This window comes from Micromonospora sp. WMMC250 (genome assembly GCF_027460215.1).
Taxonomy (GTDB): domain Bacteria; phylum Actinomycetota; class Actinomycetes; order Mycobacteriales; family Micromonosporaceae; genus Micromonospora; species Micromonospora taraxaci.
Genome location: NZ_JAPZBJ010000002.1, coordinates 2,986,700 through 3,004,381, shown reverse-complemented (window position 1 = coordinate 3,004,381; position 17,682 = coordinate 2,986,700). Strand labels below are relative to the sequence as shown.

The following is a 17,682-nucleotide window of genomic DNA, read 5'->3' as shown; positions in this document are numbered from 1 at the left end:
CTCAGACGCTCAGTTGGCCGGTGCGGCGCGAGCGGGCCAGGGCGAGCCCACCGAGGACCACGCCGGCCACCCCGACCACCAGTGCCACGAAGGCACCACCCCGCCCGTTGCCGGTGCCGACACCACCGTCGGAGGTGGCCACCACCAGCGCCCCGAGAATTAGACCGAGCAGACCCGACGCCAGGGCCAGCACGCCCCCGAGTCGTCCGGATCCGGTGCCGACGCGACTGGCCGGGCGGGCCAGGGCCAGCCCACCGACGACGGTGCCGACCAGCCCCAGCAGGACCGCCACTGTGGCACCGAGCCGCCCGGAGCTCATGGTGAGAGCCGTGGCGGCGGTGGGCTGGACGGACATGTGCGCGGCCGGCTCGACCGCCGGCGAAGCGGTCACGGCGGCGGCGAGCAGATGGTGGATGGACATCATGTTTCCCCTTGGGTCGGCAGGTCGGGTGACACGCAGCAGCGTATGAACGGGAGTGCGTGTGAGTCGTCATGCCGGAGATGCTGATGGCCCTACCACCGCGGATGTATGCCCGCCCACCGCCGTACCGCGGTGGTTGTCGTCGACCGGGCGCGGGTCACCCCTGCCAGGTGTCGATGGTCTTCGCGCCGTCGCGGACGACCCGGTCCAGGATGGTGGCGTTGCCGCTGGTGCCCTCCCACCCCTGGTCGTTGAAGACCGTCACCGCCTTGCCGACCCGGGCCACGGCGATCTGGCTGGACGCGGTGTCGCCGGTGCGTTCTCCGTTCAGGCTCGTCTCGGCCCAGGTGCGGGTCAGCAGGAGCGCCTCGTCGCCGACGCCGGTCAGCGCCTCGCTCTTGACGGTGACCCGGTTCCCGGACTGGTCGTAGGCGGGGCACGCCTGCACGTCGGTACGCAGACGTCCCAGGTACGCCGACGCACCGTCGCCGTCGAAGGTGAAGATGACCTGGTGGATCATGCCCTGCGGCGTGTTGGTTTCCGGCTCGCCGGCCCTCTTGTAGGTGACCGTCATCGCGGCGCTCGCCGTGACCTGCCGACCCCCGGTCCCGAACTCGTTGCCGCACATCGTCGGTAGGGCATCCGTCACCGGCGTCGTCCGCCGGGGGGACTTCCGCAACTCGGACGGCAACTCGACGAAGGCCGACGTCGGGATAGTCGCCGGAGTGCCGGCGCTCGGCGTCGGCGCGTCGGTCGGGTTCGCCGAGGCCGAGGCTAGCGTCGGCGCCGCCATCGACGGGGTCGACCCCGGAGGGTCCTCGGTGGACGTGCAGGCGGCCAGTGCGACGCCTCCCACCAGCGGGATCAACGCAAGGACGCCGCGCGTACGGATGGTCGACGTCGTTCGGTGTCGGCTCATGATCCTCCCTTGGTTGGCCCGAGCACTTCCCTGCGAGGAGCCGGCCGAAACGACTACACGCCGCTGTTGGACGGTAACCGGACCTGCCGAAACCGGGGTGCCGCCACACCGGGACAACCGTTAGGCTGCTGCCATGACCAGCGTGATCGTGCCCTGCACCGGAGCGTCGTGCGACGTCCTGGTTGGTGTGCGACGCCGGCGATCCGTCGCCCGCCCGCGCTGACCTGTTCTCCTGCGACCGGCGGATCGAGCCGCCGGTCATCGACCGGTCGTTCCCGGTCCGCCCGCATCTCCCCGTTCGACGGCTCGCGTGACAGCGCGGGCCCGAGTGAGATCGGCGTACTCATGGATCTTGAAAGGTTGTTGTCCGACCGGCTGGCACCGGCGTTCGCGGAGGTGGCCGGTGGCCCGGTCGACCCGCTCGTGCGGCGGTCTCCGCGCGCGGACTTCCAGTCCGACGCGGCGCTGGCGCTGGCCCGGCGGCTCGGTCGGCCGCCGCGCGACATCGCCGCCGCGGTCCTGGAGCGCGCGGTGCTCGACGACGTCTGCGCCTCGGCGGAGGTCTCCGGGCCGGGTTTCCTCAATCTGAGGATCGCCGACCGCGCACTGGCCGACCTGGCCGCCGGGCTGGCCGGCGACGCCCGCCTCGGGGTGCCGTCCACGAGCGCACCGCAGACCGTGGTGGTCGACTACTCGGCGCCGAACGTGGCCAAGGAGATGCACGTGGGGCATCTACGCTCCACGGTCATCGGCGACGCGGCGGTACGGCTGCTGGAGTGGCTCGGGCACCGGGTGGTGCGGGCCAACCACCTGGGTGACTGGGGTACGCCGTTCGGCATGCTCATCGAGCACCTGGCCGACCTCGGCGAGGCGGAGGCGGCGCACGAACTGTCGATGGGTGACCTGGACGCCTTCTACCGGGCGGCCCGGCGGAAGTTCGACGCCGACGAGGCGTTCCGGGAACGGTCCCGGTCGCGGGTGGTGGCACTGCAGGGTGGCGACGAGCGGACGCTACGGCTGTGGCGGTTGCTGGTGGAGCAGTCCGAGCGGTACTTCCTGACCGTGTACGACCTACTCGACGTGACGTTGTCCGCTGGCGACTTCCTGGGCGAGAGTGCCTACAACGACCGGCTCGCCGGTGTCGTCGACGACCTGGACGGGCTGGGGCTGTTGACGCCCAGCGACGGGGCCGACTGCGTGTTCCCACCCGGGTTCGTCGGACGCGGCGGGGACCCGTTGCCGCTGATCGTGCGCAAGAGCGACGGTGGGTACGGCTATCCGGCAACCGACCTGGCCGCGTTGCGGCAGCGCACAGTCGAGCTGGGCGCGACCCGGCTGGTGTACGTCGTCGGGCTGCCGCAGCGGCAGCACTTCGCGATGGTGTTCGCCGTCGCCCGGGCCGCCGGTTGGCTGAGCCCGCCGGCTCACGCCGAACATCTGGGCTTCGGTTCGATCCTCGGCGCCGACGGGCGGATGCTGCGCAGCCGGGCCGGTGAGTCGGTGAAGCTGGTCGGGCTCCTGGAGGAGGCGGTGGCCCGCGCCAGCGACCTGGCACGGAGCCGAAACCCGGAGCTGGACGCCGAGGCCGCCGCCGAGATCGGTCGCGCCGTCGGCATCGGTGCGATCAAGTACGCCGACCTGGCCACCGATCGGACGAAGGACTACGTCCCCCTGCCGGCAGAGCGGGCGTTGACGGTCGAGCTGCTCGGTTTCGCCGGGGTGGTCACCGAGGTGGAGCGGACCCTCGAATTCCACCGACTCGCCGGTTACCTGCACCGGCTCGCCACGGCGTTCAACGCGTTTTACGAGCACTGCCCCGTGCTACGCGCCGAGGACGACGTGCGGGAGAGTCGGCTGTTGCTGGCCGAGCTGACCGCCCGGACGCTTCGGCAGGGGTTGCACCTGCTCGGCATCCGAACCGTCGAGCGGATGTGACGAGGCGGCGCCCGGTCAGCGGGCCCTCTTCGTCGCCCGTTTCCGGGGCGGCGTCAGCAGGTCGGCGATCTGCGCGATGGCGGAGGGCACCAGGCGGTAGTACGCCCAGACCCCACGCTTGTCGCGCTCCAGCAGGCCGGCCTCGGTGAGGATCCGCAGGTGATGACTCACCGTCGGCTGGGAGAGGTTGAGCGCGCCGGTGAGGTCGCTGACGGAGGCCTCACCGTCCGGCGCCGACTGGATCAGGCTGAGCAGCCGGAGTCGCGCCGGATCGGCGAACGCCTTCAGCACCCCGGCGAGTCGCTCGGCATCGGCCCGCTTGATCGGGTCGCCGGTGAGCGGCGAGATGGCAGGCATGGCAGTTTTCGCAGTTCCCACGCCTGCCATAGTGACACCAAAACCATCAATAAACCGGTAGAACCGGCACCAGTACCCCCGATGGCGTCCGGATGGCGCAACGGTCCGGCCGAACGTGAGTCGAACGCCGACGTCCGTGGTGAGGTAGGGACCGTGTGGGGCTCCGCCGCGCCCCACACGGTCCCTACGCCGACGCACGTGTCGCCGGATCATCCGGGCCGTCGGGTCAGCGGCGCGGCTTGGGTGCGATCCGAGGCAGCACGTACGGCGGCCCAGCAAAGATCAGGTCGGACTTCAACTCGTTGTACGCCCGCTTGGGCTGGTAGTTCTCGTCGTAGATGGTGGCCAGGCCCTCCGGCGGGTCGTTGAACCAGTCCGGCACCCAGGAGTACTTGTCGCTGAAACCCCAGACCGTGTACGACAGGCAGCTCCGCACGGCGAGGCACGCCTTCATCAACACGCTGAAGTTGGCGGCCGACGCCTGCAACCGGGGGTTGATCTCCTCCGAGTTGCCGGCCCGGACGGCCTCCGTCATCTGACTACGGACGTCGACCTCGGTGAACGCGGTGGCGACGCCGAGCCCGCTGAACTTCTTCAACGCGGCGGTCACCTGGAGGGTGTCGAAGTTGCCGTACTGGGTGCCCAGGTGGCCCTGGGCGCCGACGCCGTCGATCGGGACGCCCTGGGCACGCAGACCCTTGGTCATGTCGTAGACGAACTGCGTCTTGTCGTCGGCCGGGTTGCCGGAGCCGAAGGCCTCGATGTTGTAGTCGTTGTAGAACAGCAGGGCCTTGGGATCGGCCGCCCGCGCCCAGCGGAACGAGTCGGCGATGTAGCCGGGCCCGAGGTTCTGCGCCCAGAAGCCCTTGTAGTGCAGGGTCGACGGGGTGTCCCACGGGTCGCTGACGGCCTCGTTGACCACGTCCCACTGCCAGATCTTGCCCTTGTAGCGGTTGACGACGGTGGTGATGTGCTTGCGCAGCAGCTCGCGCAGCTCCTGCTTGCTGATCGAGCCGTCGGCGACGCCGCTGGTCAACCAGGCGGGCAACTGGTTGTGCCAGACCAGCACGTGACCGCGCACGCTCTGCCTGTTGCGCTTGGCGAACTCCACGAACTGGTCGGCCGCCGCCCAGTTGTAGGTGCCGCGGGTGGGCTCCAGGACCTCCCACTTCATCACGTTCTCGGCGGTGACCGAGGCGAACTCGGAGGACGCCAGCGCGCGGTACTGCGGGTCGCCGGCGTCGTTGAGGGCATCCATGTTCACCGCGGTGCCGAGGTGCAGGCCGTGGCGCAGACCCAGGGCGCCGAGGCTCTGCGCCGTCGGGTCGTATGGCCGGCTCGCGGTGGCCGGCACGGTGTTCAACGCCGCGACGGTCGCGACGGCGACCACTCCGACGGTGGTCCACTGTCTCAGCTTCATGTGCCTTCCCTTCCAGACCCTTGATCGACAAGTGTCGATCAATAAGGTGCGGGTCCGGTCATGGCGGATAAGGAGCGGATTCGGGGCGGAGCGGCCGGGCGCGGCCGGAGGGCCGGTAGTTCCGGCCGGTGACCGGAAACCTGCTCGAAACGTTAAGGCCGTCTATGTCCGGGCGTCAACGCTGAAAACTTCCGGAAATTCGTCATATGACCTGCGCGGGCTTGCGCAACAGCATCGCGAAACTTCCGGTGGCTGTGGGCGCGCTGCTCTCGGCGCCCTATCGGTCGGTCCGATACCGTCGCCCAGGTGATCGAGCGACGCAGACAGGAGCACCGGCCGGTCGGCCGACGATGCCCGACGTCGCTACGGGAGCTGATCCGCGCTGGTCAGCGCAGGCCGGCGAAGAGGTCGTCCTCGGGGGTCGGCGCGCCCGTCCGGTCGCTGACCCGCACGAAGGTCTCCACGCCCATCAGCTCGGTGAACCGGTCGCGGCCCAGTTGCAGGAAGAAGATGTTCTCGGTCTGACTGGCGTGGGCGGCCAGCGCGTCGAACTTCTGCCCGCCGTAGCTGTTCGCATCCACCCAGGTGGTGATCTCGTCGTCCGGCAGGCCGAGCGGCGGCACCGCCTCGTCCGGCTCGGCCCAGTCGACGCCGAGCTCCCGCATGACCCGGCCGAACTGCTCGAACGCCGTACGCGGCACGGTGGTCCAGTAGACCTTCGCCGGACTGTCGGTCAACTCGACGGCCGCCATCGTGATCCGGTGTGCCTGGATGTGGTCCGGGTGGCCGTAGAAACCGTTCTCGTCGTACGTGACGATGACATCGGGCTGGTACTGCCGGATCAACTCGGCGAGCCGGCCCGCCGCCTCCGCCACCGGCGTCGTCCAGAACGCGCCGGGCTGGTCGTTGGTCGACCACCCCATCATTCCCGAGTCGGCGTAACCGAGCGTCTCCAGGTGGCTGACCTTCAACACCGCGCAGCTGGCCGCCAGCTCGGCCCGACGCATCGCCACAACGGCGGCCGGATCGTGCCCCGGGTCGCCCGGCTTGACCCCGCCCGGGCCGTCGCCACACCGCCCGTCCGTGCAGGTCACGAGCACGGTCGTGACCCCCTCGTCGGCATAGCGGGCCAGCACGCCGCCGGTGCTCGTCGCCTCGTCGTCGGGGTGGGCGTGCACCGCCATCAGGGTCAGAGGTCGCTCAGCCATGCCATCACCCTACGGTCACGCCCCGACGGCCCGCCGAGCACTGCCGGACCTCGCCCGCGAGCGGGGCCCGCATCCTACCCAGCCCGGCACCGGCCCAGCGAAGCTTGGGCAATCCGCCGTCCGGTACGGCGCGGGCTCCTACAGTCGACAGGACCAGCAGCTCAGAGCAGGTCCGACACGGGAGAGAGGTCGATGACGGTGGCCGGTGCGGGATCGTTCACCGACGTGCGGCAGATCGATGCCGGTGTCCTGAACGTGGGGTACGTGGACGCCGGACCGCCCGACGGCCCCGCCGCGATCCTGCTGCACGGGTGGCCGTACGACATCCACAGTTTCGTCGACGTCGTACCGCTGCTCACCGCCGCCGGTTACCGGGTCGTCGTGCCGTACCTGCGGGGCTACGGCACCACCCGTTTCCTCTCCGACGACGCCGTGCGAAACGGCGAACCGGCCGCCATGGGGCTCGATCTCGTCGCGCTCATGGACGCCCTGCACATCGACAGCGCCAAGCTGGCCGGGTTCGACTGGGGTGCGCGGACGGCGGACGTCGTGGCCGCGTTGTGGCCCGAGCGTTGCCAGGGCCTGGTCTCGGTGAGCGGTTACCTCATCGCCGGCCGGGAATCGGGCCGGGCGCCGTTGCCGCCGAAGGCGGAACTGGCGTGGTGGTACCAGTACTACTTCGCCACCGAGCGTGGCCGGGAAGGCTACGACAAGAACCGTCGTGACTTCAACAAGCTGATCTGGCACACCGCCTCACCACAGTGGACGTTCGACGACGCGACGTTCGACCGCAGCGCGACGGCGTTCGACAACCCCGACCACGTCGACATCGTGGTGCACAACTACCGGTGGCGGCTGGCCCTCGCCGACGGCGAGCCACAGTACGACGAGGTGGAGCAGCGCCTGGCCACGCAACCGAAGATCACCGTACCCAGCATCTCCCTGGAGGGGGACGCCAACGGTGCGCCGCACGTGGAGCCCAGCGTCTACGCCAAGCAGTTCACCGGGCGCTACGAGCACCGGACCATCGGCGGCGGTGTCGGGCACAACCTGCCGCAGGAGGCGCCGCAGGCGTTCGCGGACGCGGTGCTGGAGGTCTGACGGAACCGGTCACCGGGTGCGGCCCGGCCGCTGCGGCTCCGGACGCTCCACGCGGACGGGATCGCCGCGGACGAGGTCGTCGTGGATGCGCCAGCGGGCGGTGGTGACGGCACGTCGTGCCACCTCGTCGCCGTGCTCGACACGTTGCCGCAGCAGGTTCAGGGCGATCCGCCGGTTGAGGCTGAACTGCCGCTCCTCGTCCACGACCACGACGATGCCCGAGGGGCGGTGCGTCGCCCGTACCGCGGTGCTGGCCTTGTTGCGGTGCTGGCCGCCGGGTCCTCCGGTGCGGCAGCCGACGATGTCGACATCCGCCTCCGAGAACGTCGTCGGCACCGCGTCGAGGCGGGGTCGCTGGGCGGTGACGTACCAGTTCTTGCGACCGGTGCTCGTCCGGTAGGGGCTGGGGGCCTGCCAGCACAGCGTGCCGGTCCACGAGGCGGCGAACGCCTCCGCGTCGACACCGGAGATCTGGATGAGCACCGACCGGTGGGTGCCGGGCCGATCGCCGGGCACCGCCTGCACCTGCTCGATGGTCACTCCTCGACGGGTGCCCTCCGCGGTCAGGCGGTACAGGAGCTGGGTCAGCGCCCAGGCGCATTCCCGTGGGCCGCGCCCGGCGGACAGCAGCAGGAGCACGCTCACGACCGCCCCCGCCCACCACGGTGGCCCCGCCGGTCGGTCCGGGTCGTCGGCCCGAGGTCGGCCGTCTTGTAGGTGACCAGCGGAATCGTGCTGGCGACCGGCGTGGCCAGTCGGTGCTCGACGAGGTCGGCGATCACCTGCTCGATGCGCTTGTACGCGGTGGGCGCCTCCTCGAAGAGGAGCTGACGGTCACCACACACCACAAGTGAACCCAGCGGCGTGCGGCGTAGCTCCTCGACCGTGTGCTTGGCACGACCCCGCCGCAGCGCGTCGGAGCGCGACATCTTGCGGCCGGCGCCATGTGCGACGGAGAAATTGGCGTCCGGACCGGCATGGGCGGCCACCAGGTAGGACGGTGTTCCCCGGGTGCCGGCGACCAGGACGTCGCGGCCGTCACCCGGTGCTGCGCCCTTGCGGTGCAGGTAGACCCCGTCGCGGATCTCGACCAGGTTGTGGCACTGGTCGACGATCGGATCGGCGGGTTCGGCCCCCAGCGCGTACGCGACCCGGGCGGCCAGGACCCGGCGGTTGAGCGAACCCCAGCGCACCGCGTCGTCGTGCATCGCCAGGTAGGCGGCGGGATCGGGAGCGGCACCGGCGCCATGGGCCTCGGTGTGCGTCCGCAGGATCCGCTCGCCCAGACCACGGGAACCGCTGTGGACGACGAGCACCAGATCGTCCGCGTCGACCCCGAGACGAGCCGCGTGGCCCGGGTCGAGGACAGGCCCGACCCGGGCCAGCTCGACGAAGTGGTTGCCACGGCCGACCGTCCCGAGACCGTCGAGGTGACCGGCCGGGACGTCGCCCTCGACGACCGCCCAGGCCGGGTCGTCGGCGTCGAGCGTCCGATCGAGGTCGGGGAACCGTGCGGCCAGCCGCTCCGGTACGGCCCGCTTGAGCTTGATGGGGAACACGGCGATGCCGCAGCCGATGTCGGACCCCACCAGGAACGGGTACAGCACCGTCGACGCCATGGCCGCACCGATGGGGGCGCCCTTGCCCGGGTGTAGGTCCGGCATTCCGGCAACGTGAATCATGCCGTCGAGGGCGGCCACCTGCTGGCACTGGGCGAGCGCGTCCGACTCGATCCAGCTCGTGGACGACGCGAACACCGTGACGGTGGCGGGGTTGGACGAGGGCAGAGACTGGTGCTGGATCAAGGAGAGCTCGCTTCTGACCGAGAACGTGGCAACGGACGAGTCACGCCGCCCGGGAAGGTGTCACCGGGGGCGGAGGGGGAGTGGGTCCGTCAGTACGTCATGGAGGTCACTCTCGCGGAGCGCGCCGCGTCCGACAAACGATTTTTCCTCGCGTCGTACGCTGCCGCGATGAGCCCACCGCGTCGCATCCTGATCTACGGGGTGTACGGCTCCGGCAAGTCCACCCTCGCCGCACGGATGGCCGAACACCTCGGGCTGCCCTGGTATCCGGTGGACGACCTGCTCTGGGAGCCGGGCTGGGTCGAGGTGCCCGTCGCGCGGCAACGCGGTCGGATCGAGGAGATCTGCCGGCGGGACCGCTGGATCGTCGACGGGGCGTACCACGGCTGGCGGGACGTACCGCTGGCCCGCGCCGACCTGGTCGTCGGCCTGGACTACCCCCGGTGGTGCTCGTTCGGGCGGTTGCTGCGGCGCACCGTCCGCCGGGTGCTGACCGGCGAGGAGATCTGCAACGGCAACCGGGAGACGCTGGGCAGCGTGCTGTCCCCGGACTCGATCCTGGTGTGGCACGTGACGGCGTTCGGTCGGGCGCGACGGCGGATGCGCGCCTGGCAGACCGACCCGTCCGCGCCGCCCGTGGTGTTGCTGCGCTCACCGGCGGAGCTGGACGACTGGCTGGCCACCCTGCCCGGCCGCTGACGGATCAGGCCGGCCAGGTCGCGCGCCCGTGGACGCAGGGCGAGGAGGGGCCGTTGCTGGTGGCCGGGAAACGGAACCGGCGCACCTCGTCGACCACGAAACCAGCTGTCGTGATGGCGGCCAGGGTGTCCCGGCCGGTGTGGCAGCCGGCGAACAACCTCGGCCACACCGTCGCGTCGAGCAGCCTCTGGGCCCGGTGCAGGCCGCTCTGCCTCTCGGCCGCGACGTGTTCGAAGAACCGCAACCCGCCGCCGGGGCGCAGCACCCGGCCTGCCTCGGTCAACGCGCTCGCCTGGTCGGGCACTGTGCACAGCACCAACGCGACCACGGCGGCGTCGAACTCGCCGGCCCCGGCGGGCAGCCGGTCGGCCAGACCGTCGACGACGGTGACCGGCACCGGTGCGGTCGACGCCGCGCGTTCGGCGGCGGCCCGCAGACGCCGTTCCGGTTCGACAGCGACGACCTCGGTCACCGACGGCGGATAGTGGGGGAACATCCGCCCGTTGCCCGCACCGATCTCGATCACCCGGCCGGACAGGCCGGCGACCAGGTCCCGCCGGTAGGCCGCCGTGCCGGCCCGGTCCATGGCGACGCTCAGCCGTTCGTAGACGCGGGCGAACACCGGGTGCGACACCTCGGCCACGGCCACCTCCAGGTCTCCGTCGAACTGTTCTCCGGCGATTGTCCTGCACCGGTGCACGCTTTCCGTCTTACTGGGTTGCAGCACGACTCAACCCATGCGGAAGGACGTGGTTCGACCATGAAGATCGTCGTCATCGGGGGCAGCGGCCTCATCGGTTCCAAGCTCGTGGACGACCTCCGCGCCCAGGGCCACGAGGTGGTGCCGGCATCGCCGAAGACCGGCGTGAACACCCTGACCGGCGAGGGCGTGGCCGATGCGCTCACCGGTGCCGACGCCGTCGTCGACGTGTCGAACTCGCCGTCGTTCGAGGACACTGCCGTGCTGGAGTTCTTCGAGACGTCCACCCGGACGCTCCTCGCCGCCGCGTCGGACGCCGGGGTGGGCCACTACGTGGTGCTCTCCATCGTGGGGTGCGACCGGATCCCGGACAGCGGCTACATGCGGGCGAAGGTCGCCCAGGAGAAGCTCGTCGTCGCGTCCGGAACCCCGTACTCGATCGTGCACGCCACCCAGTTCTTCGAGTTCCTCCAGGGGATCGTCGACGCCGGCACGGACGGCGACACTGTGCACCTCGCCCCGGTGCTCATCCAGCCGATGGCCGCCGACGACGTCGCGGCCGCAGTGGCCGAGGTCGTGGTCGGTGCGCCGACGAGCGCCGTGGTCGAGATCGCCGGCCCGGAGCAGTTCCGCCTCGACGACCTGGGCCGAGACCTCCTCGCCGCCCAGCAGGACTCTCGGTCGGTGGTGGCCGACCCGGACGCCCGCTACTTCGGCGCGAAGCTCGGCGAACGCTCCCTCGTTCCCGCCGACGGCGCCCGCCTCGCCGGTACGCGTCTCGACGACTGGCGGGCGCGGGCGAACACCGGACGGTGACGTGGTCCGCTACGTCGCCGTGCCGGGCGGGTCGGCCCGCTCACCGAGGCGCCGCACCAGCTCCCGGGCCGCCGCGGTGAACGGCTCCTCGGACTCGCCCGGCCAGTGCCCACGGATGGGTGGGGGGACGCTGTCACTGGGCGGCGTCACCACATCGCGCGGGTCGCGGTACCGGCGATCCACCCGGGCGGCCGGGTCGCCGACATCGCCCGGCGCCGGTGTTCGCCGCGCCGAGAAGATCCAGCCGCCGATGGGGTCGGTGTCACTCCAGAGGTTCACCCACCGCCAACCGACCCGGCGGCCGATCTCGTGCAGCGCCACGTCGTCGACGTACGCGGGGAAGAGCCGCGCGTAGAGGCGGCGCAGCGGCGACCCGTGGGTGAGCAGGGCGACCCGGTCGCCGACGTGTGGCGGCAACTGGAGAATCGTCGCGGCGAGCAGGACCGAACCGTGGCTGTGCCCGGTGAGCAGCACCGTGTCCCCGCGCTCGACGAGGTACGTGATGCGACGGGCCAACTCCGGCACGGCCCGCTCGGAGTAGCAGGGCGGAGCGAACGGGTGGGCGGCCCGAGGCCAGAAGGTGCCCAGGTCCCAGAGGACGCCGATGTGCCGGCGGAACGGGACGGTCCGGTAGGCGAATATCCCCCCGATGATCAGACCGAGGATGACCGCCGCGATCACCCAGCTTCCGAACGCGATACCGAAGGTGATCGCGTCCGCCGGCAGCCCGAGGTTCCGTTCGAGGACGTCACTGGGAAACTCCCCCAGCAGGCCGACGGTGGTGGTGGCCGTGGTGAGCCCGGCGAGGCACCCGTAGAACACGGCCAGCGGCACCAGCTTCTCGGTGAAGCGGGCCCGGGCTATCGCGTCCCGGACCTGCCGCAGTCGGGGTCCGGCCTCGGCCGGCGCCTGGGGGTAGTCGCGTGCCACGATCGCCGCCGCGGCGCGACGCCGACCGCGACGGGTGATCAGGACGACGAGGCCGGCGACGACCAGAGTGGCCAGCAGCGCACGGAGGAAGCCGTAGATCACCCACGTGTACGCCCGGGGTGGGCCGGTGGCGATGCCCTCCCCGGTCGGCACGTCGCGGTCGAGGAAGTCCGCCACCCGGTAGACCAGCTCGGCGGAGTACGCCACGGCCAGACTGATCCCGGTTGCCGCGATGACGAGAGCGCCCAGCCCGAACAGTGGGGTGCCACCGCGTTGCCGGTGGCAGAGCAGGACCACGCCCAGCACCACCAACAACGCCGTCTGTACGGCGAACAGAGCGGCCAGTGTCGTCTCGTACCCGGGAAGCCCATGTCCGTCGTCCCACCGGTGTGGCCCGGTCAGCAGGTGAGCCAGGACGGCGACGGTCACGACGACGGCGACGGTCCGGAGCGTACGGGTGACCCGGTCGAGCCGGTGATCGTCGGCGGCCCGGTCGATCAGCGGCGGCGTGCACAGCAGGCCCACGCAGCCCGCCAGGATCACGGCGGTCGCCACCGTCAACGCGACGGTGACCCCGGTGGCTCCACTCGCGCTCCGGGCCAGCAGCACGGTGAGGTCCAGTGTCGCGAACGCGGCGGCGACGTGGATGGCGCGCAACCGGCCCACCAGAGGCTCGGCGTCCCACTGGCCGACCGTGCCGAGCCGTGACCCGCCGATCCCCTGATCGGGTGCGCGAAAAGCCTCGAACGTCCGCCCTGGGCGGTTGCTGATCCGCCAGATCAGGCCGATCGCGGCGACCGGCACCAACGCGACCAACGCCAGTTGCGCTCCGACCGGCCGCCCTCCCAGCCAGGACAACCAGCTGCGCCCCTCCAGGCAGCGCGTCGAGGGCAGGCACTTCCAGCCCACCAGATCCAGGGCGACGCCGGCGACGGCGAGCACGTACAGCATGGTGAGGGTGAGCGCCAGCAGTCGGCACAGGGACTTGACCACCGCTTCGGAACCGGGGCTCGCCGGGCGCATCCAGGTCGCGACGTTGACGAGCATGAACGGCAGCAGGAAGACCACGGCGAGGGTACGGGCGACGGTCCCGGAGGGCAGATCACCCCAGCGGTACGCCTCCAGGGTCACGCCGCGCGGGGCGGTGGTGTCCGAGCCCTGTGGTCGCGGCCGGTAGAAGCCACCGTTCTGGTCGCCCGCCACCTGTGCCGTCTGCTGCAGGTCCAGCACCTGTGCGGCGCTCGCGCCGGAGACGCCGTGCACCCGCAGCTCCACGACGTCGCGGGGACCGTCCGGCCCGCTCAACCGTGCTGATCCATGCGACGTCCCCCCGCGGGCGCTCGGCCACCCCGTGTCCCACGACCCGACCGGAGCGAGCCTCGCGGTCAGGAGCCCAGGCCGTCGCCCCGGCGACGGCGGACCGGTCTACCCGATCCGGACGGGATCAACCGCAGCGGACGAAGAGGAGGTGCCGCTCACTCGACACCCCGACCGGTCGCCGCCGGTTCGCGTCCGCCGGTCTGGGCCGTCCTCGCCACCTCGGTGCGGTAGGCGCGCGGCGAGAAACCGGTAGCGCGCTTGAACGCCACGCTGAGGGCGCTCTCGGAGCCGTAGCCGACAGCCTGGGCGATGCTGGCGACGGTGTCGGAACCGCGGCGGATACGGTCCGCCGCCAGTTCGATCCGCCAGCCGGTCAGGTATTCCAGCGGTCCCATGCCGACGACCCTCTTGAAGCGGGCGGCCAGTGTCGACCGGGAGACGGCGGCGGTCCGGGCGATGGCGTCCACCGTCCACGGCTGCGCGGGACGCGCGTGCAGCGCCCGCAGCGCGGGGGCGATCACCGGGTCGGCGAGGCCGGCCAACCAGCCGGAGGTGAGTTGGGGGTCGCGGGCCAGGTGCAACCGCAGGACCCGGATCAGCAGGACGAGCGCCAGGTGCTCGGCGACGAGCGTGGACCCGAGTCGTGTCTGCCGTAGTTCGGCGTCGATCTCGCTGAGCGCCCACTGGACGGTGGTGGCCTCCGGGGTGTCGGCGGGCACGTGGATGACCGGCGGGAGGCTGTCGAGCAGGAGGCTGCGTGCCCGTTCGCCCAGGGAGAACGCGCCGCCGATGAGGAAGACGTCGTCGCCGGCACCGACGTGCGCCACACCGCCGTCGGCGGCGGCGAAGAGTGGGTACGCGGGCTCGACGGGCACGTCGGGATCGCTGAAGAGGGTGTAGGCCACCGGCCGGGTCAGCAGGAAGCAGTCCCCTTCGTCGAGGCTGATCGACTCGGCGTCACCTGGGACCCGCAGGGAGCACCGGCCGCGGCGGACGGCGTTGAACTTGGCCCCGGCCGGCGCGTCGAAGGCGACGGCCCAGCGCCCGCCCGCCACCAGGCCGGCGGAGAGGTGGCTCGAAGCGCCCAGCAACGCCAGGACATCTTCGAGGGGATCCATCCCGGCCTCCTGGACGCTCACTAAAGTATGAAGGACCATAGACTATAGGCAGTCCGACTCCGATGTTCCTAGCCTGGGTTTCATGACAGCGAACCCACGCCTCACCACCCCGTTCACCGCCCGCAGCACCGCCGCCGAGATCCTCGACGGTGTCGACCTGACGGGGCGTCGGATGATCGTCACAGGGGGAGCCTCCGGCATCGGCGTCGAGACGACGCGCGCGCTGGCCAGGGCCGGCGCCGAGGTCACCATCGCTACCCGTGATCCCCGACGCGCCGACGCGCTCGTCGAGGAGTTCGCGTCGCAGGCCACCCGGGGCGCGGTCAGCGCGTCCGCGCTCGACCTCGCCGACCTGGCGTCGGTCGACGCCTTCGTGGCGGGCTGGCAGGGTCCGCTCGACGTGCTGGTCGCCAACGCGGGGATCATGGCGATCCCGACCCGGCAGCTCACCGCCCAGGGTTGGGAGCTTCAGCTCGCGACCAACTACCTCGGCCACTTCGCGCTCGCCCGGGGGCTGCACGACAACCTGCGGGCCGCTCGGGCGGCTCGGGTCGTCGTGGTCAGCTCCGGAGCACACCTGGCCGCGCCGTTGGACTTCGACGACCCGCAGTTCGAGCGGCGCCCGTACGACCCGTGGTCGGCGTACGGCCAGTCGAAGACCGCCGAGGTCCTGCTCGCGGTCGGCATCAGCCGCCGGTGGGCGAAGGACGGGATCACCGCGAACGCGCTCAACCCCGGGTACATCTTCACCAACCTCCAGCGCCACATCGACGACGACACGATGCGCGCGATGGGTGCCATGGACGAGGCGGGGAACCTCGTCGAGGCGGATTACTACAAGAAGCCCGACCAGGGCGCGTCGACGACCGTGCTGCTCGCCGGCTCGCCCCTGCTCGACGGCGTCAGTGGCCGGTACTTCGACGACAACCAGGAGGCGGAGGTCGTGCCCGGCGGCCCCGACGCCACCGGCGGGGTGGCTGCCCACGCCATGGATCCGGCTGCCGCCGACCGGCTCTGGGCGTACGCCGAGGAGGCGCTCGCCTCGCGCTGAGCGCGGCCGGCGTCGGGAGGATTGATCCGACCAGGGCGGGGTAGGTGCCGCCATGGTCGCTGCCGGTCGGCGCGGAGCGGACGAGGGTGCTCCGGCCCGCGCCGGCGACGACGCCACGGGTGGTCTGGCGGGCACGATGGCGCGGATGCGGGGCCGGGCGGCGGCCACGGTGCGCGACCGGGCCCGTCGGGTACGGGCCGTGGGCGGTCTGGCGGTGCAGGCGGGGCTGGCGGCGGCGCTGTCCTGGTTCGTGGCGCACGAGCTGCTGAACATCTCGCAGCCGGTGTTCGCGCCGATCAGCGCCGTCTCGACCCTTGCCGCGTCGGTCGGTCAACGGCTGCGTCGGACCATCGAGCTGATCCTCGGGGTGACCGTCGGGGTCCTGATCGGCGATCTGTTGCTCGTGGTGATCGGCACCGGGTGGTGGCAACTCTGCCTGATCGTCGTGCTGGCGATCGTGGTCGCGTTGTTCCTCGCCGGCAGTGCCGCCGTGGTGATCCAGGCCGGCGCGACGGCGGTGCTCATCGCCACGCTCAGCCCGTCGATCCGAGACCTGGAGATTCCTCGGTTCATGGACGCCCTGGTCGGGGGAGGGGTGGCGCTGCTGGTCACCGCTGTACTCCTGCCGTTGAACCCGCTTCGGGTACTCAACCGCGCCGCGCGGCCGGCGCTCGACCTCCTGGTCACCCAGTTGGAGGCCACCGCCGGCGCGTTGGCGGAGCGCGATGCCGCTCGTGCCCGCACCGCCCGGGGCGAGCTGCGGCAGAACGAGGGCCAGCTGAAGGCGTTCGTCGAGGCGACCCAGGGCGCCCGGGAGGCCAGCACCCTGTCGCCGGTGCACTGGCACCAGCGGCGCGGGCCGGTGGGCCGCTACGCGCAGGCGGCGGAGCCGATCGACCGGGCGATGCGCAACAGCGGGACGTTGATCCGTCGAGCGGTGACCCTGATCGAGGACGACGAGCCGGTTCCGGAGTCGCTGCCGCGGGCGGTGGCCGATCTCGCCGAGGCCGTGCGCGTCCTGAAGCGGCAGTTCGCCGCCGGCGCTGAGCCGGACCGGGCGCGGGAGCAGTCGCTGCGGGCGGTGCGGATGGCCGGTCGGGCCTACCGCGAGGGCGTCGGCTTCTCCGGTGCGGTGGTGGTGGCGCAGGTCCGCACCACTGTCAGCGACCTCCTGGTGGCCACCGGGCTGACCCAGGAAGAGGCAAACCGGCTGGTCAGGCGCGCGTTCGGGGATCTTTGAGGAACGGCGGAAACCGTTCGTCGACCAGTCTGGCACCATCCTGAGCCATGAAGGGTTGCGCCCTGAGCCAAAGTGGTGTCATGATGGTGCCATGGAGCTGAGGTCGTACGTCGAGAACCTGCGTAACGAGTTCGCCGTGGCCGCGGAGGGCGTCGACGCGGACGGCCGCGCGCTGGCCGAGCGGCTCTTCACCCAACTGGAGGCGGCCACCCGTCTCACCCTGCTGGAGGCACTGTCCGACGCGGCCGACGAGATCACCCGCGACCTCGCGCCGGGCTCGGTGCACGTCCGCCTGCGCGGGCGCGAGCCCGACTTCGTGGTGACGCCGGCCAGCCCGCCGGTCGACGAGGTGCGCGAGGTCAGCGCCCCGCCGACCCTGCCGGCACCACCGCCCGCACCTGAGGGCGAGGAGGGTGGCACCTCGCGGATCAACCTCCGCCTTCCCGACCACCTCAAGGCCAGCGTCGAGGAGGCCGCCGGGCGCGCTGGGCTCTCCGTCAACGCCTGGCTGGTACGCGCCGTCGCCGGCGCCGTCGGCGCGGGCGACACCGAACGCCGTACCCCCCGCCGGCCGGAGCCGCGCTCCGGTCAGCACTTCACCGGCTGGGCGCGCTGACCCCGTCGTACCCCTTCTTCCTCCGC

Annotated in this window: 17 protein-coding genes; 7 read left to right on the top strand and 10 right to left on the bottom strand. The window is 71.4% G+C overall.

Annotated elements, in window-relative coordinates; all coding sequences use genetic code 11:
- Position 1: 1 nt before the first annotated feature.
- Positions 2-421: a DUF6223 family protein gene (locus O3438_RS13075; RefSeq protein WP_269680227.1), complete on the bottom strand. Its 420-nt coding sequence runs from the start codon at positions 419-421 to the stop codon at positions 2-4.
- Positions 422-578: 157 nt separating this feature from the next.
- On the bottom strand, positions 579-1,340 hold the full coding sequence (locus O3438_RS13070; RefSeq protein ID WP_269680226.1) for a hypothetical protein: 762 nt from the start codon (positions 1,338-1,340) through the stop codon (positions 579-581).
- Between the two features lie 345 nt (positions 1,341-1,685).
- Between O3438_RS13070 and argS the strand changes: the two genes are divergently transcribed.
- Positions 1,686-3,275, top strand: a complete 1,590-nt coding sequence (gene argS, locus O3438_RS13065; protein WP_269680225.1) for an arginine--tRNA ligase — start codon at positions 1,686-1,688, stop codon at positions 3,273-3,275.
- 15 nt (positions 3,276-3,290) lie between these two features.
- Here the strand turns inward: argS and O3438_RS13060 are convergent, their stop codons facing one another.
- The 3 genes from O3438_RS13060 to O3438_RS13050 form a co-directional block, all read right to left on the bottom strand.
- A complete protein-coding gene (locus O3438_RS13060) occupies positions 3,291-3,632 on the bottom strand; it encodes an ArsR/SmtB family transcription factor (RefSeq protein WP_269680224.1) in 342 nt (113 codons plus the stop codon).
- Positions 3,633-3,858: 226 nt separating this feature from the next.
- A complete protein-coding gene (locus O3438_RS13055; protein ID WP_269680223.1) occupies positions 3,859-5,052 on the bottom strand; it encodes an endo-1,4-beta-xylanase in 1,194 nt (397 codons plus the stop codon).
- 386 nt (positions 5,053-5,438) lie between these two features.
- The gene (locus O3438_RS13050; protein ID WP_269680222.1) at positions 5,439-6,260 is read right to left on the bottom strand and encodes a PIG-L family deacetylase; all 822 of its coding nucleotides are present in this window, start codon (positions 6,258-6,260) and stop codon (positions 5,439-5,441) included.
- Between the two features lie 192 nt (positions 6,261-6,452).
- On the opposite strand from O3438_RS13050, the gene O3438_RS13045 reads away from it, so the two are divergent.
- Positions 6,453-7,361, top strand: coding sequence for an alpha/beta fold hydrolase (locus O3438_RS13045; RefSeq protein ID WP_269680221.1), 909 nt, complete (start codon positions 6,453-6,455; stop codon positions 7,359-7,361).
- A 9-nt stretch (positions 7,362-7,370) separates the two neighbouring features.
- On the opposite strand, the gene prfH is transcribed toward O3438_RS13045, so the two are convergent.
- The gene (gene prfH, locus O3438_RS13040) at positions 7,371-8,006 is read right to left on the bottom strand and encodes a peptide chain release factor H (protein WP_269680220.1); all 636 of its coding nucleotides are present in this window, start codon (positions 8,004-8,006) and stop codon (positions 7,371-7,373) included.
- The gene (locus O3438_RS13035) at positions 8,003-9,166 is read right to left on the bottom strand and encodes an RNA ligase RtcB family protein (RefSeq protein ID WP_269680219.1); all 1,164 of its coding nucleotides are present in this window, start codon (positions 9,164-9,166) and stop codon (positions 8,003-8,005) included. The genes prfH and O3438_RS13035 overlap by 4 nt, the downstream gene beginning before the upstream one ends.
- A 168-nt stretch (positions 9,167-9,334) precedes the next feature.
- Here O3438_RS13035 and O3438_RS13030 point away from each other — a divergent pair, with 168 nt between their 5' ends.
- Entirely contained in the window at positions 9,335-9,865 is a 531-nt protein-coding gene (locus tag O3438_RS13030) for an adenylate kinase (protein ID WP_269680218.1), read from the top strand.
- A 4-nt stretch (positions 9,866-9,869) separates the two neighbouring features.
- Here the strand turns inward: O3438_RS13030 and O3438_RS13025 are convergent, their stop codons facing one another.
- Positions 9,870-10,592, bottom strand: a complete 723-nt coding sequence (locus O3438_RS13025) for a class I SAM-dependent methyltransferase (RefSeq protein WP_269680217.1) — start codon at positions 10,590-10,592, stop codon at positions 9,870-9,872.
- 33 nt (positions 10,593-10,625) lie between these two features.
- On the opposite strand from O3438_RS13025, the gene O3438_RS13020 reads away from it, so the two are divergent.
- Positions 10,626-11,381, top strand: a complete 756-nt coding sequence (locus O3438_RS13020) for an SDR family oxidoreductase (RefSeq protein ID WP_269680216.1) — start codon at positions 10,626-10,628, stop codon at positions 11,379-11,381.
- Positions 11,382-11,390: 9 nt separating this feature from the next.
- Here the strand turns inward: O3438_RS13020 and O3438_RS13015 are convergent, their stop codons facing one another.
- Positions 11,391-13,616 carry a hypothetical protein gene (locus O3438_RS13015; protein WP_269680215.1) on the bottom strand — a complete coding sequence of 742 codons (2,226 nt, stop codon included), beginning with the start codon at positions 13,614-13,616 and terminating at the stop codon, positions 11,391-11,393.
- A gap of 170 nt (positions 13,617-13,786) precedes the next feature.
- Positions 13,787-14,749 carry an AraC family transcriptional regulator gene (locus tag O3438_RS13010; RefSeq protein ID WP_269680214.1) on the bottom strand — a complete coding sequence of 321 codons (963 nt, stop codon included), beginning with the start codon at positions 14,747-14,749 and terminating at the stop codon, positions 13,787-13,789.
- Between the two features lie 82 nt (positions 14,750-14,831).
- Between O3438_RS13010 and O3438_RS13005 the strand changes: the two genes are divergently transcribed.
- The 3 genes from O3438_RS13005 (at position 14,832) to O3438_RS12995 (ending at position 17,656) form a co-directional block, all read left to right on the top strand.
- Positions 14,832-15,800 (top strand): SDR family NAD(P)-dependent oxidoreductase, encoded by a 969-nt coding sequence (locus O3438_RS13005; protein WP_269680213.1) that lies wholly within the window; start codon positions 14,832-14,834, stop codon positions 15,798-15,800.
- 136 nt (positions 15,801-15,936) lie between these two features.
- A complete protein-coding gene (locus O3438_RS13000) occupies positions 15,937-17,040 on the top strand; it encodes an FUSC family protein (RefSeq protein WP_269683637.1) in 1,104 nt (367 codons plus the stop codon).
- 91 nt (positions 17,041-17,131) lie between these two features.
- Positions 17,132-17,656: a hypothetical protein gene (locus O3438_RS12995; RefSeq protein ID WP_269680212.1), complete on the top strand. Its 525-nt coding sequence runs from the start codon at positions 17,132-17,134 to the stop codon at positions 17,654-17,656.
- The last annotated feature ends 26 nt before the right edge of the window (positions 17,657-17,682 follow it).